Annotated in this window: 20 protein-coding genes and 1 pseudogene; 16 read left to right on the top strand and 5 right to left on the bottom strand. The window is 64.7% G+C overall.

The window, feature by feature from the left end; translation table 11 throughout:
- Positions 1 to 115: 115 nt before the first annotated feature.
- Entirely contained in the window at positions 116 to 1,369 is a 1,254-nt protein-coding gene (locus CH290_RS01975; RefSeq protein ID WP_033189086.1) for an APC family permease, read from the bottom strand.
- Between the two features lie 188 nt (positions 1,370 to 1,557).
- Between CH290_RS01975 and CH290_RS01970 the strand changes: the two genes are divergently transcribed.
- On the top strand, positions 1,558 to 2,262 hold the full coding sequence (locus tag CH290_RS01970) for a hypothetical protein (RefSeq protein WP_033189087.1): 705 nt from the start codon (positions 1,558 to 1,560) through the stop codon (positions 2,260 to 2,262).
- A gap of 52 nt (positions 2,263 to 2,314) precedes the next feature.
- Here CH290_RS01970 and CH290_RS01965 read toward each other — a convergent pair whose 3' ends face one another.
- Positions 2,315 to 2,659, bottom strand: coding sequence for a PNPOx family protein (locus CH290_RS01965; RefSeq protein WP_020110679.1), 345 nt, complete (start codon positions 2,657 to 2,659; stop codon positions 2,315 to 2,317).
- A 52-nt stretch (positions 2,660 to 2,711) separates the two neighbouring features.
- Between CH290_RS01965 and CH290_RS01960 the strand changes: the two genes are divergently transcribed.
- The 6 genes and pseudogenes from CH290_RS01960 to rho all read left to right on the top strand — a co-directional run.
- Positions 2,712 to 4,091 carry a hypothetical protein gene (locus CH290_RS01960; RefSeq protein ID WP_033189088.1) on the top strand — a complete coding sequence of 460 codons (1,380 nt, stop codon included), beginning with the start codon at positions 2,712 to 2,714 and terminating at the stop codon, positions 4,089 to 4,091.
- On the top strand, positions 4,088 to 5,407 hold the full coding sequence (locus tag CH290_RS01955) for an outer membrane protein assembly factor BamB family protein (RefSeq protein WP_230620958.1): 1,320 nt from the start codon (positions 4,088 to 4,090) through the stop codon (positions 5,405 to 5,407). The genes CH290_RS01960 and CH290_RS01955 overlap by 4 nt, the downstream gene beginning before the upstream one ends.
- 162 nt (positions 5,408 to 5,569) lie before the next feature.
- A complete protein-coding gene (locus CH290_RS01950; protein WP_033189090.1) occupies positions 5,570 to 6,562 on the top strand; it encodes an alpha/beta hydrolase in 993 nt (330 codons plus the stop codon).
- A 78-nt stretch (positions 6,563 to 6,640) separates the two neighbouring features.
- Positions 6,641 to 7,045, top strand: a complete 405-nt coding sequence (locus CH290_RS01945) for a hypothetical protein (RefSeq protein ID WP_230620959.1) — start codon at positions 6,641 to 6,643, stop codon at positions 7,043 to 7,045.
- A gap of 75 nt (positions 7,046 to 7,120) precedes the next feature.
- Positions 7,121 to 8,560 (top strand): amidohydrolase family protein, encoded by a 1,440-nt coding sequence (locus CH290_RS01940; protein ID WP_033189092.1) that lies wholly within the window; start codon positions 7,121 to 7,123, stop codon positions 8,558 to 8,560.
- Positions 8,561 to 8,738: 178 nt separating this feature from the next.
- Positions 8,739 to 9,854, top strand: a pseudogene (gene rho / locus CH290_RS01935) (transcription termination factor Rho); the annotation flags it as partial.
- A gap of 119 nt (positions 9,855 to 9,973) precedes the next feature.
- Here rho and CH290_RS01930 read toward each other — a convergent pair.
- Positions 9,974 to 10,357, bottom strand: a complete 384-nt coding sequence (locus tag CH290_RS01930) for an STAS domain-containing protein (protein WP_019663918.1) — start codon at positions 10,355 to 10,357, stop codon at positions 9,974 to 9,976.
- 114 nt (positions 10,358 to 10,471) lie between these two features.
- The gene (locus CH290_RS01925; protein ID WP_033189093.1) at positions 10,472 to 11,617 is read right to left on the bottom strand and encodes a PLP-dependent cysteine synthase family protein; all 1,146 of its coding nucleotides are present in this window, start codon (positions 11,615 to 11,617) and stop codon (positions 10,472 to 10,474) included.
- 265 nt (positions 11,618 to 11,882) lie between these two features.
- Here CH290_RS01925 and CH290_RS01920 point away from each other — a divergent pair, with 265 nt between their 5' ends.
- From CH290_RS01920 to CH290_RS01885, 8 genes are read left to right on the top strand one after another with little or no spacing between them, the layout of a single operon-like run.
- Positions 11,883 to 13,535 (top strand): ABC transporter substrate-binding protein, encoded by a 1,653-nt coding sequence (locus CH290_RS01920; RefSeq protein ID WP_020110687.1) that lies wholly within the window; start codon positions 11,883 to 11,885, stop codon positions 13,533 to 13,535.
- Between the two features lie 13 nt (positions 13,536 to 13,548).
- Positions 13,549 to 14,496 (top strand): ABC transporter permease, encoded by a 948-nt coding sequence (locus tag CH290_RS01915; RefSeq protein WP_019663915.1) that lies wholly within the window; start codon positions 13,549 to 13,551, stop codon positions 14,494 to 14,496.
- Complete coding sequence (locus tag CH290_RS01910) at positions 14,493 to 15,356, top strand: ABC transporter permease (RefSeq protein WP_033189094.1); 864 nt, start codon at positions 14,493 to 14,495, stop codon at positions 15,354 to 15,356. The genes CH290_RS01915 and CH290_RS01910 overlap by 4 nt, the downstream gene beginning before the upstream one ends.
- 1 nt (position 15,357) lies before the next feature.
- Complete coding sequence (locus CH290_RS01905) at positions 15,358 to 17,031, top strand: ABC transporter ATP-binding protein (protein WP_033189095.1); 1,674 nt, start codon at positions 15,358 to 15,360, stop codon at positions 17,029 to 17,031.
- Positions 17,028 to 17,957 (top strand): TauD/TfdA dioxygenase family protein, encoded by a 930-nt coding sequence (locus CH290_RS01900; RefSeq protein ID WP_019663912.1) that lies wholly within the window; start codon positions 17,028 to 17,030, stop codon positions 17,955 to 17,957. Before CH290_RS01905 ends, CH290_RS01900 begins: the two co-directional genes overlap by 4 nt.
- The gene (locus CH290_RS01895; protein WP_033189096.1) at positions 17,954 to 19,198 is read left to right on the top strand and encodes an NtaA/DmoA family FMN-dependent monooxygenase; all 1,245 of its coding nucleotides are present in this window, start codon (positions 17,954 to 17,956) and stop codon (positions 19,196 to 19,198) included. The genes CH290_RS01900 and CH290_RS01895 overlap by 4 nt, the downstream gene beginning before the upstream one ends.
- A gap of 39 nt (positions 19,199 to 19,237) precedes the next feature.
- On the top strand, positions 19,238 to 20,236 hold the full coding sequence (locus CH290_RS01890) for an aldo/keto reductase (protein ID WP_033189097.1): 999 nt from the start codon (positions 19,238 to 19,240) through the stop codon (positions 20,234 to 20,236).
- Positions 20,237 to 20,270: 34 nt separating this feature from the next.
- Positions 20,271 to 21,326 (top strand): LLM class flavin-dependent oxidoreductase, encoded by a 1,056-nt coding sequence (locus tag CH290_RS01885; protein WP_033189098.1) that lies wholly within the window; start codon positions 20,271 to 20,273, stop codon positions 21,324 to 21,326.
- Here the strand turns inward: CH290_RS01885 and CH290_RS01880 are convergent.
- The gene (locus CH290_RS01880; RefSeq protein WP_033189099.1) at positions 21,323 to 22,411 is read right to left on the bottom strand and encodes an acyl-CoA dehydrogenase family protein; all 1,089 of its coding nucleotides are present in this window, start codon (positions 22,409 to 22,411) and stop codon (positions 21,323 to 21,325) included. The two genes, CH290_RS01885 and CH290_RS01880, sit on opposite strands and share 4 nt — an antisense overlap.
- Before the next feature lie 248 nt (positions 22,412 to 22,659).
- On the opposite strand from CH290_RS01880, the gene CH290_RS01875 reads away from it, so the two are divergent.
- Entirely contained in the window at positions 22,660 to 23,757 is a 1,098-nt protein-coding gene (locus tag CH290_RS01875) for an ABC transporter substrate-binding protein (protein WP_033189100.1), read from the top strand.
- The last annotated feature ends 24 nt before the right edge of the window (positions 23,758 to 23,781 follow it).

The raw sequence follows: 23,781 nt of genomic DNA, 5'->3' as shown, positions 1-23,781 counted from the left end.
CCCCCTGAAAGCATGTGAGAAGACTATCCGGTGCCACCGACAAGCTTTCGAACATCAGTGCGAATCCGCCCGTCATTCTTGCCGGCGCGATGCGTTCTGCCGGTACAGCTTCCGACTAGTCGTCGTGTGATCGGCGCTTCCTGAGCGCGTAGACGGCGGCACCCGCTGCGAGTACGCTTGCACCCACTGCCACCGATGACACAGGTAGCGAGAACGCCAGCACGAGACAACCCACGAGGCCGATCACAGGAACGAGGCGCGCTGGGCGGCCCTCGGCGCGAGACAAGGTCGACGCCGACACATTGGTCACGGCGTAGTAGCAGAGCACTGCGAACGACGAGAAGCCGATCGCGGTACGGATGTCGACGGTGGCTGCGGTGACGGCGACGACCACCCCGACCATCAGCTCTGCCTTGTGAGGTACGCCGAACCGTGGGTGCACGGCCGCCAGAACGTGCGGAAGGTGCCGGTCACGGGCCATTGCGAAAATGGTTCGTGAGACGCCGAGTACGAGGGCGAGCAACGATCCCAGCGCTGCCACCGCAGCGGTCGCACTCACCACTGGCACCAACCAGGATCGACCGGTGACGCGGGCCGCGTCGGCGATCGGTGCGCTTGCTTGCGCGAGCCCCGACGGGCCCAGCGCCCACAGCAGCGCTGTGGCGACCGACGCGTACAGCACCAAGGTCAGGGCGAGCGCGATCGAAATCGCTCGGGGAATGGTACGAGCCGGATCGCGGACCTCCTCACCCAACGTTGCGATGCGCGCGTAACCGGCGAAGGCGAAGAACAACAGGCCCGCACCCTGCAGTACACCTATGGTGGTGACATCGGCCGCCGAGACTTCCACCGGATGCCCGGGCGAGTGGACCAGCGATGCCACCACGACCACAACGAGAACCGTGACGACCACGGCGACGATGATCCGCGCCAACCACGCGGACTTCTGCACTCCGACGTAGTTGACGGCGGTCAGCCCGAGCACCGCCGCCGCAGCCACTGCATGCGCGTGTTCGGGCCATGCGTACATACCGACCGTCAATGCCATTGCGGCACAGGACGCACTCTTGCCCACGACGAATCCCCACCCGGCGATGTAACCCCAGAACTCGCCGAGACGCTCACGCCCGTATACGTACGTTCCTCCCGACGAGGGATACAACGCGGCAAGCCGTGCCGACGACGTGGCGTTGCAATAGGCGACCACAGCGGCGACGGCCAATGCAACGAGCAAACCCGATCCCGCAGCCCGAGCGGCGGGAGCCAGCGCCGCGAAGATTCCAGCGCCGATCATGGCGCCCAATCCGACGGTCACTGCATCGACGAGCCCGAGTCGACGACGGAGTTCACCGCCAGGAACAGTCACAATGCAACCGAAAGACTCTCGGTGCTCGGCCTGACACGGCCGGCCGAGGAACGAGCAGGTGTGGTCCGACTCGACGCCGTTCTCAGCGTAGTGAGGAGCACTTCCGCAGCGATCACTTGCCTGATCCTGCCCGAAGGCGGACCGAACTGCGAGAAGGAAAAATCAGTGGCGGGGCCTGCGAGGATGAACTGGTGATCGAGAACCCGTCCATTCTGCAGTTCCGCCGCCTCGCGCAGTCGTCGCCGTGGCGGTGGACGAGCGTCGAATTCACCCGTTCGCCAGACCGATTCGACACCGGTGTCCACGCGTGGATCCGTCGGCCAGGGGCGATGCGGGTGGAAGTGAACGGCGGTCGCGTCGTGGTGCACAAGGCGAGGAGGCCGTTCGACGGTGCCATGACGCGGAGCAACAATGGCCCATTGCTGCCGGTGCAAGGACGTTGGCCGTCCACAGTGGTTCCGGTGTACGACGCCGACGGTCTCGTCGAGAGCGTGCCGCCCGAGATGCACGGCCCGTCGGTGGAGTGGGACGACCCGATGCTCGACGACTACCTCTGGGTCGCGATGCTCAACCCCGTCGAACTGGCCAGATCCGCCCACGACACGACCTCCGGCCCGACGGTCGATCTGTCGCAGTCGAGGGTGGTGACCCATCACGGCCGCACGGCGTGGGAAGCGATCGCCACCCCGACCGCCGCGTACGACCCACGATGCGACTGTTGCCCGATGCTCTCGGGAGAGTTCGTCGAAGACGAATGGATACCCGGACCACCGTCGACCGTGCGACTGGACGTCCAGACCGGGATCTGCGTTTACCTCGAAACCGAGGGATCTGCGCGGGATCTCGACATTCTGAGCGTCGACACCGCACTGCCGGATGCACTGTTCGAGAAGTAAGTCAGCGGAGGGTCCAGCCGCGCCTGATCAAGAGGCTGGACCCTCGACGCGATCATGCGCGCGGATCGAGTGTCACCTTCACCGAGACGGAAGACCCGTCCTTGCGGGTGACGGCGTGGCCGGTCCGGGTGATGCCGTCGAGGTCGATGGAGATGGGGCCGCCGTCGGGGTAGAAGTTCCGCCACCAGTTCTTCTTGTCCGGCATTGCGACGCCGATGATCACCTCGTCGCCGCGGCGACGGTAGCCCACCAGGACGCTGAACTGCTTGCCGGATCTGCGGCCCGTGTAGGTGACCTCGGTGATCGTGCCCGAGACGAATCTGCCGACGACCGGCGCGTTCAACAGCGGACGTACAAGCGCATTGAACCGAGCAGCGACGCGCTGAAATGTGTTCATACCCGTGATCCTGCCTGGGAACCGACAGCCGTGCACCCGGTACTTTCGACCAGTGAGAAGACTGGACTCGCGCCGCGCAGGCATCTGGGCCGACGCATTGACGATCGTGTCCCTCGTGGCACTCGGGGTATGCGTTGCGGCCGTCGTCGACCGGGTGTCTCCGCCGAACACGGTGCAGTCCGAGGCCGCCCCGTCGTCGTTTACCCGAGAGCCCACCCGAGAGCCCACCCCCGTGCCCGAACCAACGGACACGACCTACCTCGAACCCGAGGTCGACGCGGACGCGCCCATACCCGGTTGCGACACCGTGGAACCTCCTGCCGAGTCCGCGATCCGGGGCCAGATCTCGACCAGCGTCGACACCTACGACAACCCGCAGTACCCCTGGTACGACGGCCGGCGAGCGGTGATGATGACCGACGCCGTTGCTGCCGCCTTGCCGGACAGGGTCGAGGTCCAGTTCGGCAGCCGCCGCACTTCTCTGATCTTCCAACCGATTCCCCAGTCTCCCGCTGATCCGGGTGGACCGCGGCCTCCAGGATTCGCCTCGGCGACAGCCGACATGGCACGAGGCGACACGTCGGGACTGCTCGCGGTCTCGGTCCGGAAAGGCGACGGTTCGGTGCCGTCGTGTGTGGCAGGCCAGGTCGATGAGAGAAGTGTTTCCGCGGACGGATCGGTGGTGGACGTGAACGAATCCTGGTACCAGTACGGGCCGGACAGAACGAACTTTCGCACCGTCGAGGCCTACTATCCGGACGGAACGCAGGTGACCGCGACAGCGTCGGACGCGCCCGATTTTCCGTCGACCAGGACCGGTGATCGCGACATCGTGCTGACCGTCGCCGAGCTCGAAAAGATCGCGGAGCAACCGGAACTGCGTGTGAGTGCACCGGTCCCCGCGGACACGCCCGAGCCGACCCGTGGGTGCTCCGATTCCTTCGGTTTCGAATACGACGGGCCGACCATCGACGGCGATACAGCCGGTGAGCTGAACGACGCGCTGGGCGACCTCGACATCGGTGAGTCCTTCAGCCCCGCACTGGACAGCCTGATGCTCGTCGATTTCAGTACGTCGGCAGTGTGCACGCACGTCGATGTACAGAACACGGGTGCGGACCTGACCGTCACGATCACCGGCGGGGCCGAACTCCCCGTGGTCCCCGACGTCTACGACCCGTCCTACGCCGACCGGCCGATGAGAACCGAAACTCTGGACAGCGGAGCGGTACTCGAGGTCGACGAGAACGGCTACTCCTATTCGCCTGCGCCGGAATCGGGCCCGGCTGGGGGGTCGGCGCGCGTCGTGACCGTCACCTACCCGTCGGGTACGCAGGTGGACGTCCGGTCGCACGCCGAGAAACCCGACGAGCCGCTCACCGCAGACGCACTCATCGCCATCGCGACTGCCGACGGGTTGGATGTCCTGTGAACGCGCACCGAAGGTTGGCCGCAACAGCTGTGGTCGCGGTGGTGGCGGTCGGTGCGGCCGTGTACCTGGTCTCGACGTCCACGAACGAGTCCGATGTGCCCTCGGTGGCCACGGCAACCGCCCCTGGCGCTGTCTGGACCGTCGACGCCTCCGATGTACTCGAAAACGAGTTCGCGACGTTCGAGGACCCCGTAGGCGGTAGGTACGGTGAAGTGTTCGGCGGTGTCGTCGACGCCGGGGACGTGCTCGTTGCCGAAGCCGGCCTCACCAATCAGGACTCGAAGAAATTCGAGCGGGCAGAGTTCGTCGGAATCGACGCGGCGTCCGGCGCTGTTCGGTGGACGACGCCTGCCGACGGGACCGGACGATGCTCGACGGCACTGCTCGACGGAAAGATACTGTGCCGCAGCGACTCGGATGTCGTCACCATCGACCCGGGCGACGGTGAGCTCACGCGTTACAGGACCCGATGGAACATACACGGCGTCGGGACCGACGGCACCGACGTCTACGTCGTCGAAGGGGACCCGGACGGCTACACCGTCCGCGTCCACAATGGATCGTTGTCGGATCTCGACGAGAACTGGACGACCACCTACGACAACACCTGGGTCGACTCCACGACGTTCGGCGATATCGTGCAGTTCGCTGGCGGTGTCGGTGTCGGTGTCGCCAGGTTCACCTCGGGAACCGCGGTGTTCGACGCCGGCACCGGCGCAGCCGTGGACACCTTCGACTCTCCCGACTGCGCGCGGAGCCGTGAGCTGCGCGACGGCGACGCGTTCTTCGTGATCGGCAGACGCTGTTCGGACCTGTTCGAATTCCGTACCGATCTGGTCGACTCGGCATCGAACGTGATCGCCACTGCGAACGAGGAGGTGTGGCAGCGCCTGTCCGTCGACAACTCCCGTGCGGGAGACCCCGTCCTGTTCGACGGCAAAGCCTACGATCCCCGTACCGGTGCTCAGCTGTGGGAATTCGACGAGGAGAGCCCTGTCTCCGACCTCGCGATCATCGACGGCGTCGTCATGTGGATGTACGGCCCGGCCCGTGACCTGCGCACCGGCGCGATCTTGTGGGAACCGGACGTCGAACAACAGTCCGTACTGCCGACCGCCGCGTACGACGGATCCGCCTACACCGTCGGATGGCAGGACATTCTCGTCATCGATCCCGCCACAGGACACCGTCGGGCATCGGTGTCGCTCGACGGCCTGCTCGGTAACACCGGAGGGCGATCCGAACAAGTCGCACTCCAGGAAACCGGCGCCGGGGTGCTGGTCGTCAACGAGTCGAGGTTGAATTTGATCCGCTGAGGACTTCAGACACGATCAGGTCAAGAATTTCGTCTGATTCGACCCAGTAACGAACAGCGGGCTCCGGAAGACATAAAGTGTCGAGGGACACGAAGGCCGCATGCGTGCGGGGGACGAACTAACACGGCTCAGGACCGGCCGGGAACTGGAATCGACTTCGAGATGAAGCTTTCTTCACTACGCGCCGCTGCACTCATCGCGGCAGGCACTCTGGCAATGACCGCTCTCGGCGGCGTCGCGACGGCCGAGCCCGCGAAGGCGCCTGCAGTCTCGTCGATCGACAAGGACGGGCGGAACTGGAACCTTCAGGTCTACTCCGCCGCGATGAACAAAGACATCACCGTCGAGGTTCAGCGCCCTCTGGACGAGTCCACGCCCGCCCCCAACGCCTACCTGCTCAGCGGCCTCGACGCAGGCGAAGGATCGGCGAGCTGGCAGCAGCAGACCGACGCGCTCGAGTTCTTCTCCGACAAGCACGTCAACCTCGTGCTCCCCATCGGCGGCAAGGGCAGCTACTACGCCGACTGGAAGCAGGAAGACCCGGTCCTCGGCGTCAACAAGTGGCAGACCTTCCTCACCGAGGAACTGCCTCCCCTGCTCGACGAGACCCTGGGCTCCACCGGCAAGAACTCGATCGCCGGTGTCTCTACCTCCGGTACCTCGGTTCTGCAGCTCGCCGAAGCCAAGCCCGGCCTGTACGGCGCCGTCGCCGCGTACAGCGGATGCGCACAGATCGCCGATCCCATCGGCCGCCAGTTCGTGAAGTTCTCCGTCGAGACATGGAAGGGTGGCAACACCATCAACATGTACGGCCCGGACAACGACCCGGCGTGGGTCGAGAACGACCCGGTCGTCAACGCCGAGAAGCTCCGCGGCACCGAGCTGTACATCTCCAGCGGTAACGGCAACCCTCAGCCCGAGGACATCCGCTACTACACCGAGGGCAACGGACCTCAGGGTGTCATCAACCTCGGTCTCGGCATCGTCATCGAAGGCGCCACCAACTTCTGCTCGCACAACCTGAAGAACAAGCTGGACTCCATCGGGATCCCGGCGACGTACCAGTTCCCGCCGGTCGGCACGCACTACTGGCCGTACTGGGAGCAGGCCCTGAAGGACTCGTGGCCGGTGCTCGCCAAGGGCATGGGAATCTGATTTCCCTCGACTCGGGATTGCCCCCGACCCGTCATGGGTCGGGGGCAATTTTGTGCCTGAATGCGGCAAGGTGAAGGTGTGAAGAAGTTCGTCACCGCAGCGGTGCTGCTGACGCTCGGCGCAGCAGGGCTGTTCAACGGCATCGCCCTGGTCTCCGATCCCGACGGCGGCACCCTGGGCCTGAGCGTCGACATGCTCCCCGAATGGCACACCTGGGACTACCGCTACGCAGGCGCCTTCGTGCTCGTAGCCCTCGGAATCGCACCCCTGGTGTGTGCGGCGGGCGTGATCGTCGACATCCCCGGTGCACGTGTCTTCGCCGGCGTCGTCGGCATCGTCGCCGTCGGGTGGACGCTCTGGCAGTACCTCGTTCTCGACATCTGGGCGCCCCGTGCGTACACAGGATTGACGCTGCTCGGAATACTGCTCGCCGTCGGCGGAGTCGACGCGATGGTGCGAGGGAGGCGTCGGGCCGAGCGGTGAGACGTGTTTACGGCTACTTTCTGGTGGATATGTCCATATTGATTTGTAAGGACATTCATACCTAGAGAGGCGATCATGTCGGGAGTTTCGCGGAGAACAGCACTACTGGGTGGGCTGGCGGCCGCGGTCGGCGGATCGACAGCCTTGGCCTCCTGCGCACGGGCACAGACGAACGAGACGCAGACCGATGAAGCGAAGTCCCGTGCGGTGTTGATCCGCAACGCACGCGCGGTCCTGACGATGGACCCGAGCGTCGGTGAGTTGAACGTCGGTAAGTTGAACGTCGGTGAGTTGAACGATGTAGACATCCTGATCGAATCCGGGCGCATCGCGCAGATCGGCGCGGGGCTGCAGCAGGACGGCGCCGACGAGATCGACGCATCCGGATCGATCGTCATGCCCGGTCTGGTCGACACGCATTGGCACATGTGGAACTCCATCGCCCGAGGCTTCGGGCAGACGTCGAAGGGCGGATTCGCACCGTCCATGGCGTCGATCTCGCCGTTGTTCACTGCGTCGGACAGTGCCCTCGGAGTTCGGCTGGCACTGGCCGAAGCCGTGTCGGCGGGAATCACCACCGTCCACAACTGGGCCCACAACGTCCGAAGCCCTGAGCACGCCGGAGCCGAGGCTCAGGCCATGACCGAGTCCGGAGTGCGCGGGCGATTCGCCTACGGATACCCGCAGGATCTCGGCGCCGATCAGCCGATGGATCTGGACCATCTACGCTCCTGGTCATCCGATTTCCCGGACGGGCTCATCTCGCTCGGCATCTGCGCGCGCGGCCCTGATCGGTCCGAAGATGCTGTGTGGCAGCAGGAATGGGACGTCGCACGTTCCCTCGGACTTCCCATCACGACGCACATGGCGTCCGACGCTGCCGCCGCGGCGCTCGGCGGGATCGCCAAGCTGGACGCCAGGGGAGGGCTGGGACCCGACGTGCAGCTGGTTCACCTGACCGCCGCGACACCGGCCGACCTCGAGACCATCGCACGGACACGAACGGCGGTGTCGATCAGCCCGTGGACGGAGCTGCAGGTGGGCTACGGGCTCCCTCCCATTGCGGCGCTTCGGGATTCGGGAGTGACGCTGGGACTGTCGGTGGACAACACGGTACTGTCCGGCACCGCCGACATGTTCGAGGTGATGAAACTGACGGCCGACCTCCCCGGCGGAATGCAGACGAAACAGGGCACCGTCACCGACGCGAGCGTGCTCGACTGGGCCACGGCCACAGGCGCACGGTCCATCGGATTCGGCGACACAGCCGGTGTACTGGCCGTGGGTCGACCGGCGGACATCATCCTGGTGGACGCCGACGCACTCAACACCGCCCCGATGTACGACGCGACCAGCCTCGCAGTCCGAGCGGTCCGGCCGTCGAACGTGTCGTTCGTCATGATCGACGGGGTCGTCCACAAGCGTGACCACGAATTGGTCAGGGTCGACACCGAGGCGCTTCTGTCCGAGTCCGACCAGGCGATTCGCACCCTGCGTGACCGGGCAGGTTTTTGAGGGGGTTGTGGAACCCGGAGTGCTGATGTAGCTTGGCGGTAGTTCTCCGCCGACCGGTACGGTCCGCGTCGAGGACCTATCGGGGGAAATTGTCGTTTCCCGCTCACATCGCGTTTCGCGCGAATCTCGGAAGTAGAGACTCATGACCACAGCACACGCCACACCTGTATTGAATGCGGTGTCGGAATCGGAATTACGCCCGGTCTCCGGCATCGTCGACATCCACGGCAACACAGCCTTTCTACGGACCACCGGCTACCTGCCAGGACCCATCGACGTCCAGATACCGTCGAACATCCTGCGCCAGAACGGGTTACGTACAGGTGACCTCGTCACCGGCGCCGCACGTGCAGCAGAGAAAACACGTCAGAAGTTCGACGCACTCGTTCGCGTCGACGACATCAACGGCCGAGACGCCGGGGAGAAACGCCCGAAGTTCGAGGCTTTGACCCCGCTGTACCCCAACCAGCGCCTGCGGCTCGAAACCACTCCCGACCGCCTGTCCACCCGCATCGTCGACCTCGTGATGCCCATCGGCAAAGGTCAACGCGCGCTTGTCCAGTCACCGCCGAAAGCGGGTAAGACCACAATGGTCAAGGACATCGCCGCCGCCATCGCGCTCAACCATCCCGAGTGCCATCTCATGGTGGTCCTCGTCGACGAACGCCCGGAAGAAGTGACCGACATGATGCGGTCGGTGAAGGGCGAAGTGATCGCGTCGACGTTCGACAGGCCGCCGACGGACCACACGGCCGTCGCCGAACTGGCAATCGAGCGAGCCAAGCGTCTCGTCGAAAGCGGTGAAGACGTTGTGGTGCTCCTGGATTCCATCACCCGACTCGGGCGCGCCTACAACAACTCCTCGCCCGCGTCGGGCCGGATTCTCTCCGGAGGAATCGACTCCACAGCGCTCTATCCGCCGAAACGTTTCCTCGGTGCCGCCCGCAACATCGAGAACGGTGGATCGCTCACCATCATCGCAACAGCCCTCGTCGAAACCGGCTCCCAAGGTGACACAGTCATTTTCGAGGAATTCAAGGGCACCGGTAACGCCGACCTCAAACTCGATCGCAAGATCGCCGAACGAAGAATCTTCCCAGCCATCGACGTTAACCCGTCGGGAACCAGGAAAGACGAACTACTGATGTCGGCCGAGGAATACTCGGCCGTACAGAAAGTCCGACACCTGCTCAGCGGCCTCGACTCGCAACAGGCAATCGAACTTCTCGTCACGCAACTCGCGAAAACCCGGTCCAACCACGAATTTCTCACGCGTGCAGTCACTGCTCGCTAGATGCGGTCAGTTTTGTCCCGGAGAGTTCTTCGCTTCCAGGAACATCTGCAGAAACGATGTACCCGGCGTTGTACTCGGCTGCTCGTCGCGTTCCTCGGGTCCGGTGTCGTCGTTGCCTGTCATCGCTGCGACTCCTGCGGGTCGAGGCTGTCGACGATGAGGTGGCCGGCACCGAGGACATCGAGGATCATGCGCACGGGCCTGGTCGGCGCGAAGATTCGAACCTCGGCGGTGGATGCCGTGACCGCGTCGACGATGACGCTGGCGGCTCCGGAGTAGATGAACGTGACAGCCGACAGGTCGACGCGGACGTCCGAGTGCTCGGAGGTGAGCTCCTCGATGCTGTCCATCAGGGGCAAGCGTGCGGTCATGTCCAGCTCGCCGGTAGCCCGGAGCACCGCGAAGTCGGAGGAGTAGGACTCGGTGTCGATCGTGAACCGAGGAGCGTGCTCCTGTGGGTCGGAAGCAAGGTCGACGGACAGTGGATGTGCTGCAGTGATCATGTTCTCTGCCTTCGCGTCGTGAGTTCGTCAAGGACAACTCTCGCAGCAGAAGGTCTCGTAGCCGTAAATCGTTCCATCACGGTGCCATCACCGAGTGATAACGAAACGATAACGTCAATAGGTGGGCGCCAAGTGGGCCAGGTCGGCGGCCAATTCTCGACCCTCGTCTCGCACGTCGACGACGTCGGAGTACCCCTCGTCGGCCGGAGTCGGTAGTCCCCGCTCGGTCAGCCACGCGTCGTCGAACAGCTTGCCCAGGTAGCCCCGACCCGAGTCGATGAGCAACGAGACGACCGTGTCCGTCGCCCGCAGATCGCGCGCCAACTCGACCGTCGCAGCCGCCACCGTTCCCGAGGATATCCCGACGAGCAGCCCATGGTTGCGAGCCAGCGCCCGAGCGCTGCGGAAGCTGGCGGCGTCGTCGATCCGGATGATGCGGTCGACGATGTCGGTGTCGTACGTGGTCGGCCAGTCGCCGTCGGGCATCGCGCGGCCCGCACCCTCCACGTAGTACGGAGTGACCTCGCCCGAATAGGCCGATCCGACGGGATCGGCGCCGATGATCTGGACCCGGCCGTCGGATACTTCCTTCAGATAACGCCCTGTGCCACTGATGGTTCCACCGGTTCCGATGTTGGCCACGAAGTGGGTGATCCGGCCTTCTGTCTGCTCCCACAGTTCCGGCCCCGTCCCGCGGAAGTGCGCGGCGGGATTGGCAGGGTTGTCGTACTGCGCCGAGGTCCATGCATTCGGCACCTGCTCCACCAGACGCGTCACGATGGTACGGGCGTTTCGAGGATGGCCGAGCGGATACTGGGCGCTGGTCAGGACGATCTCCGCCCCGAACGCACGAAGAACCGAAATCTTCTCCGGCGACACCTTGTCCGCCACCACCAGGATGGTTCGGTACCCCTTGGCGGCCGCGATCATCGCAAGACCGGCGCCGGTGTTGCCCGACGTCGCGTCGATGATCACAGAATCGGGGGTCAACGCACCCTCGCGCTCGGCGTGTTCGATCATCGACGCCGCGATTCTGTCCTTGGCCGATCCTCCGGGATTGACGAACTCGACCTTGCCCAGAAGTGTTGCCTCGGTGCTGGATCCCAGTCTTCCCAGGTCCACCAGAGGTGTGTTTCCGATGAGGCCCAGGACGGATTCCGACGGTGCTGTCGTGATCACCTGGTCCGCTACGAGATCCGTGATGTCGTCCACCTCCATGACGTTCGAGGCCGAGCTGGTCGACGCTGCGACAACGGCCATCGCACAACGTAACCCCTTCGATCACGGAATTCACGAGTTCCACTCAGCATGATTCCAGAGCGTGTAACGCTCACCATGATTTCATCCCTTGCCTTCGGACGGTCGCGGCGAACGTGCAGGTAGGAGGCCCGAATTCGCATCGTTAAGTTGTAATTGACCATTTCGGTAGATGAACTTCGTTGGTATTCGCGGCGACGGACCCCACACTGAGTGCGTTCCCCCGGCGATGCCACGAATCATCCTGAAAGGGCCAGAAATTCCTCACATGACTCACGAATTCGATCGACGCCGCTTCCTCGGTTTCGGGGCTGCGCTGGTCGGTACCGGGTTTCTGGCTGCATGCGGCGGCGCCACCACTCCGACCGGGAGTGCTGCGGCATCGGGTTCCCCGACACCCGGCGGTACCGTCACGTACCTCAACGAGAAGTTGATCGACGGATACCAGCAGCAGAGCACCGGATCCTGGCATGTGGCGCAGGTGTGGAACCAAGTGGTGGAGAGGCTGTTCTACTACGACGCCGACGGCGTGTTCCGTCCGCACCTGGCAACAGGATTCACCGAGAACGACGACCGCACCGAGTTCGGCCTGACCATCAGGCAGGGCGTCACCTTCTCCAACGGCGAGAAGCTCGACGCCGCCGCGGTGGCGTCGAACCTGAACCTGTTGGGCACGGGAGACAAGGGGCGAGGAGTCCCGAGAGCCGCGTACTTCCCGCCCAGTTACGACGTAGCGGAGGCGACGGGTGAGTACGACGTGACGATCCGCCTGACCGAACCGTTCGGTGACTTCATCCAGAAACTCGGGGCGTGGACGACCGTCGGAATTCTTGCCCCCGCGACGATCGACGCCGGCCTCGCCGATCAGTCCGATCTGAGCAAGATCTTCGGGACCGGGCCGTTCGTCGTCGAATCATGGCTTCCGAGCAAGGAGGTGGTGCTACGCCGCCGAGAGGACTACTCCTGGCCGCGCAGTGATACCGCGCACGACGGCCCGGCCTACCTCGAGAAGATCACCGTGCAGCAGGTGATCGAACCCTCGCTGCGCGGAGGATCGCTCCAGGCAGGCCAGGTGGACATCATCCACTACGTCCAACCGACCGAGGAGCCGTTCGTCACCGACGGATTCACCCTCATCGCACCGACGTTCTTCGGCAGCGTCTGGGGTCTTCAACTCCGCCTGACCGCAGCACATCTCGACGACATCCGAGTGCGTAGAGCGCTCACCCACGGCGTCGACCGCGCCGACATCATCGCCACCAACTACCCGAGCGGGGCATGGACCGAAGCGAAGTCGACGTTCAACGAGATCGTGCCAGGGACATTGGATCTGCGCGACAGATTCGCGTACGACCCCGACCTGTCGAACCGTCTGCTCGACGAGGCGGGGTGGACGGACCGCAACAGCGACGGATACCGCGTCAAGGACGGCGAGCAGCTGAGCCTGCTGATCTACCCCTCGGTGTTCATCACCACCTCCGAGGCCGACCTGCAGTTGGTCGCCCAGCACTGGCGTCGGATCGGGGTTCGGCTCGAGATCAAGGGCACCGACTTCTCCAACTACAACACCGTGACGGCCCAGCCGGACGTGCCGCTGTACGAGAACCACTGGCTCGCAGGCAGTCAGAGCGAGATGTGGCGGTGGTGGCACAGCTCGCAAGCCAATCAGTTCAAAACCCCGGGCGAGGAACTCGACGGCCTGCTCACCACGCTGGTGCAGGCGACATCGGAGCCCGCGCGCATCGACGCGTCCAAGGCGGTGCAGGAGTACGTGATCGACAACGCCCTGTACATACCGATCCACGAGTTCCGTCAGACCTGGGGCGCCGCGAACCACCTGAAGGACCTGAGTGTCGACGGTCTCGGGCTGATCAACTTCTACGACGCCTGGATCGACGAGTCGAACCGGCGAACGACGTAAGGACTTCATTCTCTTGTCTCACACGACGCGGTACGCGCTCTCGAGAATCGGGCAGGCTCTGCTGACGGTGTTTCTCGTCTACATCGTGGTGTTCGTCATCGTCACGTTGCTGCCGGGCGATCCCGTGTCCGGCAGGCTGAGCAACCCCGAATACGGATACACCGCCGACGAAATCTCCGAGATGCTCGTCTACTTCAAACTGGACCGCCCGGCCTGGGAGCAGCTGTGGGTGGCGCTGGAACGACTGCTGCACGGTGATCTCGGCCTGTCGTATGCGTCCAACCTTCCGGTGTCGACGCTGTTGTGGTCGGGAGTTCCGTCCACCCTGCAGCTCGCGGGCACGGCGTTCGTCATCGCGATCGTGTTCGCAGCCGCCGTCGCCGTCGGCGCGTTCTTCCTGCCGACGAGATTCGGCGGCGGGGTACTTCGAGCATTCCCGTCGCTGTTCCTGTCGCTGCCCAACTTCCTGATCGGGCTTGTCGTCATCAACGTGTTCTCCTTCCAGCTCGGACTGTTCGTACTCAGCGACTTCCGCAGCGTGGACTCGCTGATCTACCCGGCCGTCACCCTCGCCATCCCGGCGTCGGCGCCGATCGCACAGGTGTTCATCAGCGCGCTGGACACCGCGCGGTCCGAGCAGTACGCCACCGTCGCCGTGTCCAAGGGAATCGGGAAATTCGAATTGCTGACCAGACACCTGTTACCCAACGCGGCGCTGCCGACCTTGACGATCACCGCGATCATCGTCGGCGATCTGTTGGGCGGGTCGATCATCACCGAAGCGATCTTCGGCCGAAACGGCGTCGGCAGCGTCGTCGAGAAGGCCGTCGGCGAGCAGGACGTGCCGGTGTTGCAGGCGGCCGTGGTACTCGCGGCGGTGCTGTTCCTCGCGATCAACCTCGTCGTCGACCTCGTGTATCCCGTCCTGGACCCGCGCCTGCGTCGGACGGTGACGGCATGAGCATCCTCGACCGCCCACGCACCGCCACCGTCACGGGAGCGGTTGCCGTGCTCGGATCCGCCACCAAGGCACGCAACGGCTACACCGTCGCCGCGCTGCTGTTCGTCCTGCTGATCGCGGCATGGGCGATCGCACCCGGCCTGTTCACCAGCCAGGACCCGTACCTCGGGATCACCGCGGACAAGTTCCTGCCGCCGTCCTGGAGCCACCTGTTCGGCACCGACCAACTGGGCCGCGACATTCTCACCCGCGTCATCCACGGCACTCGGTCGGCCGTACTCACCGCGTTGCTCGCGGTGGCCATCGGATCGGTCGCGGGCAGCATCGTCGGGCTCGTCGCCGGATTCTTCGGGCGCGGCGTCGACGCCGTCCTCGGCCGCGTGATCGACACCTTGCTCGCGATCCCCGGCTTCCTGCTGGCCGTCATCGTCGTCGTCTCACTCGGGTTCGCGAGCGTCAATGCCGCGATCGCCGTGGGTATCTCGTCGATCGCCGTGTTCGCCCGGCTCATCCGTTCCGAAACGCTCCGAGTGAAGAACTCGGCCTTCGTCGAATCCTCGAAGCTGATCGGCGGAGGCACGCTGACGGTCCTGTTCCAACACGTACTCCCGAACGTGTATCGATCGGTGCTGGCGCTGGCAGTCCTGCAGTTCGGGCTCGCCATCATCAACGTGTCCGCCCTCGCGTTTCTCGGCTACGGCAACCCGCCACCCAGTCCGGACTGGGGACTGTTGGTGGCCGAGGGGAAGGACTTCTTCTACCGGTACCCCTGGTTCGTCTACGCCCCGGGCGTCGTGATGGTGGCGTCGGTGCTCGCTCTCCAGCAACTCAGCAAGTCCATCGGAAACAAGGACAGGTGACATGACGGCAACGGCGGAACTGCGCGAGAACGCCCACTCGATCTCGGACCCGGCACCACTGCTGGCCGTCCGTGATCTCGCGGTAGCGTACGACGGCAACCTGAATCACCCGACGGTCTCGGGTGTCTCGTTCGACGTTCGAGCCGGAAGCACGGTGGCGATCGTCGGCGAATCGGGATCCGGCAAGTCGACGGTCGTCGGCGCCGTTCTGAAGCTTCTCGGCGACCGCGTCGCCGTCGGTGGGACGGCCGAGTTCGGAGAGCGGGACATCCTGCGGCTGCGGGAGCGCGACTTTCGACGAATCCGCGGACGGCGCATCGGGTTCGTGCCGCAGGATCCCACGGCGTCGCTCAATCCGGTCCGGCGGATCGATCGCCAGATCTTCGAGGCGTTCCGATCCTCCGGCCTCCCGGAATACGCACAGCCGAAGAACTTCCACGATCAGGCTGTCGCACTGCTGGATTCGGTGGGGATCCCGACGCCGGAGCGGGCGCTGCACTCGTACCCGCACCAACTGTCCGGCGGTCAACTGCAGCGCGTGCTCATCGGTATCGCGATCTCGCAGCGACCTGCGTTGATCGTCGCGGACGAACCGACGTCGGCGCTCGACGTCACCATCCAGAAGACGATCCTGGACCTGATCGATCGGTTGAAAACCGAGCGGGACCTGTCGGTTCTGCTCATCACCCACGATCTGTCGCTCGCCGCCGAGCGCGCGGACACCGTCGTGGTGCTGAACCGAGGCAGAGTCGAAGAGTCCGGAACGTCGGCGGAGGTCCTGGCCGATCCGAAGTCCGCGTACGCACGGAACCTGATCGGCGACATTCCCAGCATCGACCCCGATCGATTCGCAGCGGCGAAGGCCGAACGCGCCCAGCCTGATACCGAACCCGCCCTGTCGGTCGTCGACATCCACAAGGCCTTCGACGTCGGTCGGCACCGCATTCAAGCTCTCGACGGTGTGTCCTTCGAGATCCCGGCAGGCCGGACGCACGCACTCGTCGGCGAATCGGGTTCCGGCAAGTCGACCCTGGCCAGGCTCGTCCTGCGACTGGAGGAACCGGACGCCGGACAGATAGTCGTGGCCGGACAGGACATCTCCCACCTCGGTACACGTGGACTGCGTGATGCCCGCAGGCACCTACAGCTGGTGTACCAGAACCCTTTCCACTCGCTCGACCCGACGTATTCCGTGGAGCAACTCGTGGCGGAACCGCTCGTGCGGTACAAGATCGGTTCACGAACCGAGCGGAGGGAACGCGCGGTCGAAGTTCTCGATCTCGTCGGACTGGACCAGACGTTCCTGCGCCGAAGAATACGCGCGCTGTCCGGAGGCCAACGACAACGAGTCGCCATCGCCCGGGCACTGAGCCTGAGCCCGAAAGTACTGGTGCTCGACGAACCGACGTCCGCGCTCGACGTCACCGTGCAGGCACAGATCCTGCAGGTGTTGATCGAGCTACAGGTCAGGCTCGGCGTCAGCTACCTGTTCATCTCGCACGACCTGTCCGTCGTACGCCAGCTGTCGGACACGGTCACCGTCCTGCGCCGCGGAGTCGTCCAGGAAGCAGGCCGCACCGAGGACGTGTTCTCGGCGCCCACCAGCGAGTACACCCGAAAGCTCGTCCGATCGATCCCCACCTGGGAGCCCAACGAAAAAGGAGACACAGCATGACCGCTTCACCGGACACAGCCGTAGGCCTGGACGTCGTTCCCGTCGCCGGTTACATCGGCGCGCAGATCACCGGCGTCGACCTCCGTGACGACCTCGACGACGCCACCGTCGCCGAGATCCAGGGCGCCTTGAACCAGTACAAGGTCGTGTTCTTCCGCGACCAGCAGATCGGGCACGCCGAGCAGGTCGCGTTCGCCCGCAAGTTCGGCAAGGTCACCCCGGCTCATCCGCACGAGGAGAACCCGCCGGAAGGATTCCCGGAGATCCTGCCGATCGACAGCAGGCGCTACGACAAGAACCTCGGCCGCAAACGCACGTCCTACGACCACAGCTGGCACACCGACGTCACCGCCCTGATCAACCCGCCGGCAGCGTCGATCCTGCGGGCGGACATCCTCCCGCCCTACGGCGGTGACACCGCCTGGGCCAACCTCGTCGCCGCGTACGAGAACCTACCGAAGGAACTGCGGAACTTCGTCGACACACTCGACATCAAGCACCAGTTCCAGGCACGAGCAGCCGCCGGCAGCCAGCGCGACCGAAAGATCAAGGAAGCCAACCTCGTCGCCTACCACCCGGCTGTTCGAGTCCACCCACTGACCGGCGAGCGTGCGCTGTTCGTCAGCCCCGGATTCACTCGCGGCGCACGCGAAATCCGCGGATTCACCCCGGACCAGAGCGAGCGGCTGCTCGAGTTGCTGTGGGCCGAGGCGTCGAAGACCGAGTACACGGTCCGATTCCAGTGGAAGCCCGGCAGTGTCGCGTTCTGGGACAACCGCGCAACCGCTCACCTCGCGATCGCCGACGCCGGGCACCTCGGTCACGACCGAGTGCTCTACCGCGTCACGCTCGAAGGGGACGTACCGGTGGGTGTCGACGGACGACAGTCCGAGGCAGTCTCGGGAGAGCCGTTCCACGGCGCATGAGCCGGTACCTGCGCTTCACCACCAACCTCATCCCGGGCGCTCTGCAAGGGCCGGGCGCGACGCATCCGTTCGTCGACATCGACGACTTCGTCCGCTCGGCTCGACTCGCCGAGCAGGCGAGGCTCGACGCGGTGTTCTTCGCCGACTCGCAGGGCATTCCTCCCGGCGGGCGCGGCTTCGCGTACCTGGATCCGCTGACAGTGCTGCCGGCGCTCGCCCGGGAGACCGAGCACGTCGGTCTCGTCGCGACGGCGTCGACGACCTACTCGACGCCGTACGCGCTGGCTCGGTCGATTCTGTCGCTCGACCACATCTCCCACGGCCGAGCCGGCTGGAACATCATCACCACGATGGACCCGACCGTCGCGGGGAACTTCGGCGGCGGCGAACCACCGCCGCGGGAGGAACGGTACCGTCGGGCCGACGAATTCACCGAGGTGGTTCTGGCGCTGTGGGATTCGTGGCGCGACGACGTCACCGAGAACTGGGACCTGGAGAATCTCCGACGAGAGCCCATCGACCACGTCGGCGAATTCTTCTCCGTCGCAGGCCCGTTGCAACTACCGCGTTCCCGGCAGGGCAGACCGGTGCTGTTCCAGGCGGGTGGGTCCGATCGAGGAATCGAGACCGCAGCCAGATTCGCCGACGCGGTGTTCTCGGTGGGCCTCACGGAAGACGCGTCCCGGGACTACCGCGAGCGACTGAACAAGGAGACCCGTAACACCCGCGGTGGATCCGAGGGCGTCCTCGTTCTGCCCGGCATCTTCTTCTCCGTCGGAAGTACCACGAACGAGGTGGATCGCCTGCTGCACGACGCCGAGAACGCACTCGACGGAACGGATGCGCTGCACCGCTTCGCATCCAGATTCGACCTCGACCCGGACGAGATCGACCTCGACGGACCGGTACCACCCCAGGTGGCGGTCACCGACAACACACGATCGATCGGCTTCGCCCAGGGCGGAGCCGATTTCGCCCGCAGCAACCGCGACCTCACGCTCCGCCGATTCATCGTCCTCGGCGGAGGCGGTCATCGCCGGGTCTTCGGCACCCCGGAGTCCATCACCGACGACCTGATCGGGTGGACGGAGCGCGGAGCGGCCGACGGGTTCACGGTATTCGTGGAGTCGTTGCCGCAGTTCGCCGACCACATCGTTCCGTTGCTGTGGGAACGCGGAGTGCACCGCCGCGAATACTCCGGAACCACGCTGCGAGACAACTTCGCACAACACACAGGCTGACATCGCGACCGACCGATCGACAACAAACAAGGAGAAGACATGACGGACACATCGACACGACAGCTCGGCACCGACGGACCAGTGGTCTCGCCGACAGGCGTCGGCTTCATGAGCTTCCGCACCGGCTCCGGCCACGAGGACCTACGTGCCGCCACCGACGTCGTGGATGCGGCACTGGACTCCGGCATCACGTTCTTCGACACCGCCGACGTGTACGGACCCGAACACAGCGAGATCCTGCTCGGCAAAGCGCTGAAGGGTCGACGCGACAAGGTGGTCCTCGCAACAAAGTTCGGCAACCCACTCGACCGGGAGACCAATCCGAACGCGAAAATCGACGGCAGCCCCGAGTACGTCCGGACCGCCATCGACGCGTCGCTGCGACGTCTGGAAGTCGACCACGTCGACCTCTACTACCTCCACCGCGTGGATCCGACGGTCCCCATCGAGGACACCGTCGGCGCGCTGAAGGAACTCGTCGGCGCCGGCAAGATCCGCCACATCGGACTGTCCGAGGCAGGACCGAACACCATCCGCCGCGCTCACGCCGTACACCCGATCGCAGCGATTCAGAGCGAGTGGTCACTGTTCAGCCGGGACATCGAGACATCCACCGTGCCCGTCGCGCGAGAACTGGGCATCGCGCTGGTGCCCTTCTCCCCGCTGGGACGCGCGTGGTTGACCGGCGCAGTGCACACCAAAGAGGACATCAAGGGCAGGTTGGTGGACCATCCCCGCTTCGCCGACGAGAACTTCCAGACCAACAAAGCCCTCGCCGACGAGGTGGTCGCGGTCGCAGCCGATCTCGGTGTGAAACCGTCGCAGGTGGCGTTGGCGTGGATTCTCGGACGCGGCGACGACGTCGTGCCCATTCCTGGAACGCGGCACGCCGAGTACGTCCGCGAGAACGCGGGTGCGCTGGCGGTCACGTTGACGGCGGATCAGGAAGCCAGGCTCGCGAAGCTGGCCGATCAGGTGGCGGGGCATCGCTCGATTCAGCCGGAGAACCTGGGCACCGAAGCGCCCCTCCCTTCCTGACACCCACGCGCACGACGAAACGGAGAACCTTCACGTGAGCCGCGAATTCCTCTGGTACATCCCCAACACGACCTCACCAGGCCACCGAGGCGACGACACCGTCGACGGCTGGGGGACGCTCGAATTCTCCGTCGAGCAGGCTCTCCTCGCCGAAAAGCACGGCTGGGGAGGAGCATTGATCGGAACGGGATGGGGGAGGCCGGACACCTTCACCGTCGCCACGGCTCTCGCGGCGCGGACCGAGAACTTCACCCCGCTCATCGCGATCCGGCCCGGGTACTGGCAGCCCGCTCACTTCGCGAGCGCAGCAGCGACGCTCTACTCGCTGACCCGAGGTCGGGTGTTCGTCAACATCGTCAGTGGCACCGACGATCTGGGAGCCTACGGCGACGGAGAATTCGACAAGTCACGACGGTACGACCGCACGCGGGAATTCCTGAAGATCGTGCGCACGTTGTGGGCCGAGGAGAACGTCAGCATCGACGGCGAATTCTGGCAGGTGGAGAACTCGACCGTCGTTCCCCGGCTGCCCGACGGTGGCCGACCCCGGCTGTACTTCGGTGGCGCGTCCGCTGCCGCGGAGGAAGTCTCGGCCGCCGAGGCCGACGTTCAACTCTTCTGGGGTGAGCCGCTCGACGGCGTCGCCGAACGCATCGACCGCCTGAAGGTGTTGAGCGACAAAGTGGGACGAGAACACGAACCACTGCAGTTCGGTCTTCGCGTCACCACTCTGATCCGTGACACCGCCGAGGAAGCGTGGCGGGACGCCGAAGCCAAGGTGGCGCAGATGGCGGGCCAGAAAGATCCGCTGCGCCCGGCCAATCCTCGGGACGCCACCGGACAGCAGCGGCTTCTGGACCTCGCGGAACGAGGCGATGTTCTCGACACCAACCTCTACACCGCGCCGGGGAGGCACGGCGGAGGCGGAGCCGGAACCACCTGGCTCGTCGGAACGGCAGCAGAAGTCGCGGCGGCCCTGGAGCGCTACGCGGACCTTGGCGTCAGCCACTTCGTGCTGTCCGACACCCCCTACGCCCGAGAGGTCGCGCGCATCGGCGACCAGCTGCTGCCACTACTCACAAGGGGCTAGCGGGTGTAACGCTGGAAATGAGCCGCCCGGACGGCCGGGGCGAGCCCGCGTACTTGGAGGAACTGAGCTGCGCGGGCTCGTACTTGCGCGATGTCGTCCTCGAGCAGCCCGACGCCACCGCGTGCCACAACACCCGCGGTCGTGGCACGAACTGCGATCTCGTCGAGGACCACGCGCCAGTGCGGATCCGGTAGCGGAGTTGCGTACGCGAGCTCCAGTTCGTCGGAGATGGCGGCCAACGATCGGTCGTCGGGGAACAGTGCCGCCGCGTCGTCGAGTGCAGCCCTGGCCAGACCGTAGGGACCCACCGGCGGATACGTCGTCACGGTGGCGGGGTCGACCGTCGGATCGAGCTGAAGCGCCCGTCGCGCGTCCAGGCCGAGCACTCCGTCGCGCGCTTTCCACTCCGCGACCGGAACTACCTCGGACACGAACTCGTCCGGCAGAAATACATCCTCGAACGTCAGTGTGGCAGTCCGCGAGCCGAACACGGCCGTCAGTCTCGACACTCGGCCGGAGACGCCGGGCTGGTCGAGCGGCGCGATACCGAACACGTAGTCCTCGCGGGCCTCGTCGACAGCGCCGAGCCAGACCACGTCGGTGAGTCCCCAGCCGGAGTGCCAGCCGATCACCCCATCGATGCGATATCCGCCGGGCACCTTGCGGGCTATCGTTCCTCGGCGCTGCGGCCAGGATCGGACGTGACCCATCCCGGCTCCACCGATCAGCGCTCCGGTCGCCAATTGCGGTAGCAGGGCGAGTGTCTCGGGCGTCCCGGCCTTGATGGCCGGTACGACGGGTGCACCGTGTTGGGTGACGATGGTGGCCGTCGACGGGTCCGCGCCGAAGAGAAGTTCCTCCGCTGCGTTCTGCACCTCCCGTGGAACATCGAGACCTCCGTATTCGGCCGGAACGAACCACCGGTGGTACCCGACCTCCCGCAACGCCTCGATGTGCGATCTCGGCACCTCGGTGCGGTCGACCTCCACCGCACGAGGCGCGATGACCTCCTCGACGACGCGGGCGAACTCACGATATACCGGATGGGTTCTCGGGTCTGTTGTTACTTCGGTGGCGGTGGTCATCGACAACCTTTCGAATCGAATGCGTACTACAGCCAAAGTAATTCAGTCGAAGGTTCCGAATGACAATTCGAATCTTCGAGATTTCAGAAAACCGTACAGAATTACTTCATCCGAATTTCGACCTGCAATCACGATGAATCTATTCATGGTGGTCGGGATGCACAGTTGTCTATGGTTCCTCCAATCCGACATACGTGCACGAGAGGAAATGTCTTGAGCAGCTCCACAACACATCGGCGGACATCGGCATGAGAATCCGTTCGATCCAGAAATTGGTGCCGATCATCGCCGCACTCGTCGCCGCGCCACTATTGGCCGGATGCACCAGCTCCGCCGACGACGGAGCCGTCACCTTCCGGTTCGCCAACTCACCCACTGCGCTGTCCCTCGTTCGCATCGCCGACGAACTCGGCTACTGGGACGACGCCGGAGTCAAGCCCGAATACGTCGGCCCCGCAACGGCCGTCCCTGCCGTGCAACTCCTCGACCAGGGCGCCATCGACATCGCCACCGGCATGTTCAACAACGACATCGACGGCAAGGTCAAAGGATTCGAGTTCACGGCCATCGCGTCGAGCATGCTCGATCTGCCCGAAGAACCGCACATGTCGTACTTCACCCAGGCGGGCTCCGACATCACGCGAGACAACCTGAAAGCGATCGAGGGCAAAACCGTCGGGCTCTCGGGTTTCAACAGCTGCACCGACCTCGTCCTCAAGCGGTACCTGCTGAAGAACGGTGTGGACCTGGACAAGGTCAACTTCCTCGAACTCAAGAACGAGTTGATCGCACCGGCCATCGAGCGCGGAGAAGTGGACCTCGGTGTCTTCCACCCACCGCTCATCGGAGTTCTGCTCAGCCAGCCGGACAAGTTCACCCAGGCGTTCACCTCCTACGAGGACTGGGGTCCGCTCGGTGGCCAAGCCCCGTACGTGGCCAGCAACAAATGGTTGAAGGAAAACCCCGACGCTGCACGCGCATTCGTCGGTGTCATCGCCCGCACGGCGAACTGGGCCAACGCACACCCCAAGGAGTCCGCCGAGATCGCAGGCAAGACCACCGGCTACCCCGTCGAGCAGACCACCAACTGGCATTACGCACCGAATGCATTGCTCGACAAAGCAAGCCTGCAACTGTGGTGGGACCTGGTCGAAGAAGTCGGAACACCGCTGCCGGGCTCGGAGCACCTGAAGCCCGAGGACATCGCCACCAACGCGTTCAACCCGTACGCCACGTCGGCCGACCTGATCGAGTCCCAGGACTTCAACACCGAAATCGTCACCGAGGAACAGAACGACGGAATCTTCAAGACCCACTTGGTCGACATCGAGGGACTCGAAGAATGACCACCACGGATCGGAACAGGTGAA

Origin of the sequence: Rhodococcus sp. 06-156-4, assembly GCF_002259345.1 — a bacterium.
Classification (GTDB): domain Bacteria; phylum Actinomycetota; class Actinomycetes; order Mycobacteriales; family Mycobacteriaceae; genus Rhodococcoides; species Rhodococcoides fascians_E.
Note: the sequence above shows the minus strand (reverse complement) of the source record. Positions and strands in the feature narration are given on the sequence as shown.

Excerpts from the sequence above, each read along its gene's own strand:
- CH290_RS01965 (WP_020110679.1), bottom strand. The coding sequence starts at position 2,659 with ATGAACACATTTCAGCGCGTCGCTGCTCGGTTCAATGCGCTTGTACGT.
- CH290_RS01950 (WP_033189090.1), top strand. The coding sequence starts at position 5,570 with ATGAAGCTTTCTTCACTACGCGCCGCTGCACTCATCGCGGCAGGCACT.
- CH290_RS01940 (WP_033189092.1), top strand. The coding sequence starts at position 7,121 with ATGTCGGGAGTTTCGCGGAGAACAGCACTACTGGGTGGGCTGGCGGCC.
- CH290_RS01930 (WP_019663918.1), bottom strand. The coding sequence starts at position 10,357 with ATGATCACTGCAGCACATCCACTGTCCGTCGACCTTGCTTCCGACCCA.
- CH290_RS01925 (WP_033189093.1), bottom strand. The coding sequence starts at position 11,617 with ATGGCCGTTGTCGCAGCGTCGACCAGCTCGGCCTCGAACGTCATGGAG.
- CH290_RS01920 (WP_020110687.1), top strand. The coding sequence starts at position 11,883 with ATGACTCACGAATTCGATCGACGCCGCTTCCTCGGTTTCGGGGCTGCG.
- CH290_RS01910 (WP_033189094.1), top strand. The coding sequence starts at position 14,493 with ATGAGCATCCTCGACCGCCCACGCACCGCCACCGTCACGGGAGCGGTT.
- CH290_RS01905 (WP_033189095.1), top strand. The coding sequence starts at position 15,358 with ATGACGGCAACGGCGGAACTGCGCGAGAACGCCCACTCGATCTCGGAC.
- CH290_RS01900 (WP_019663912.1), top strand. The coding sequence starts at position 17,028 with ATGACCGCTTCACCGGACACAGCCGTAGGCCTGGACGTCGTTCCCGTC.
- CH290_RS01895 (WP_033189096.1), top strand. The coding sequence starts at position 17,954 with ATGAGCCGGTACCTGCGCTTCACCACCAACCTCATCCCGGGCGCTCTG.
- CH290_RS01890 (WP_033189097.1), top strand. The coding sequence starts at position 19,238 with ATGACGGACACATCGACACGACAGCTCGGCACCGACGGACCAGTGGTC.
- CH290_RS01880 (WP_033189099.1), bottom strand. The coding sequence starts at position 22,411 with ATGACCACCGCCACCGAAGTAACAACAGACCCGAGAACCCATCCGGTA.
- CH290_RS01875 (WP_033189100.1), top strand. The coding sequence starts at position 22,660 with ATGAGAATCCGTTCGATCCAGAAATTGGTGCCGATCATCGCCGCACTC.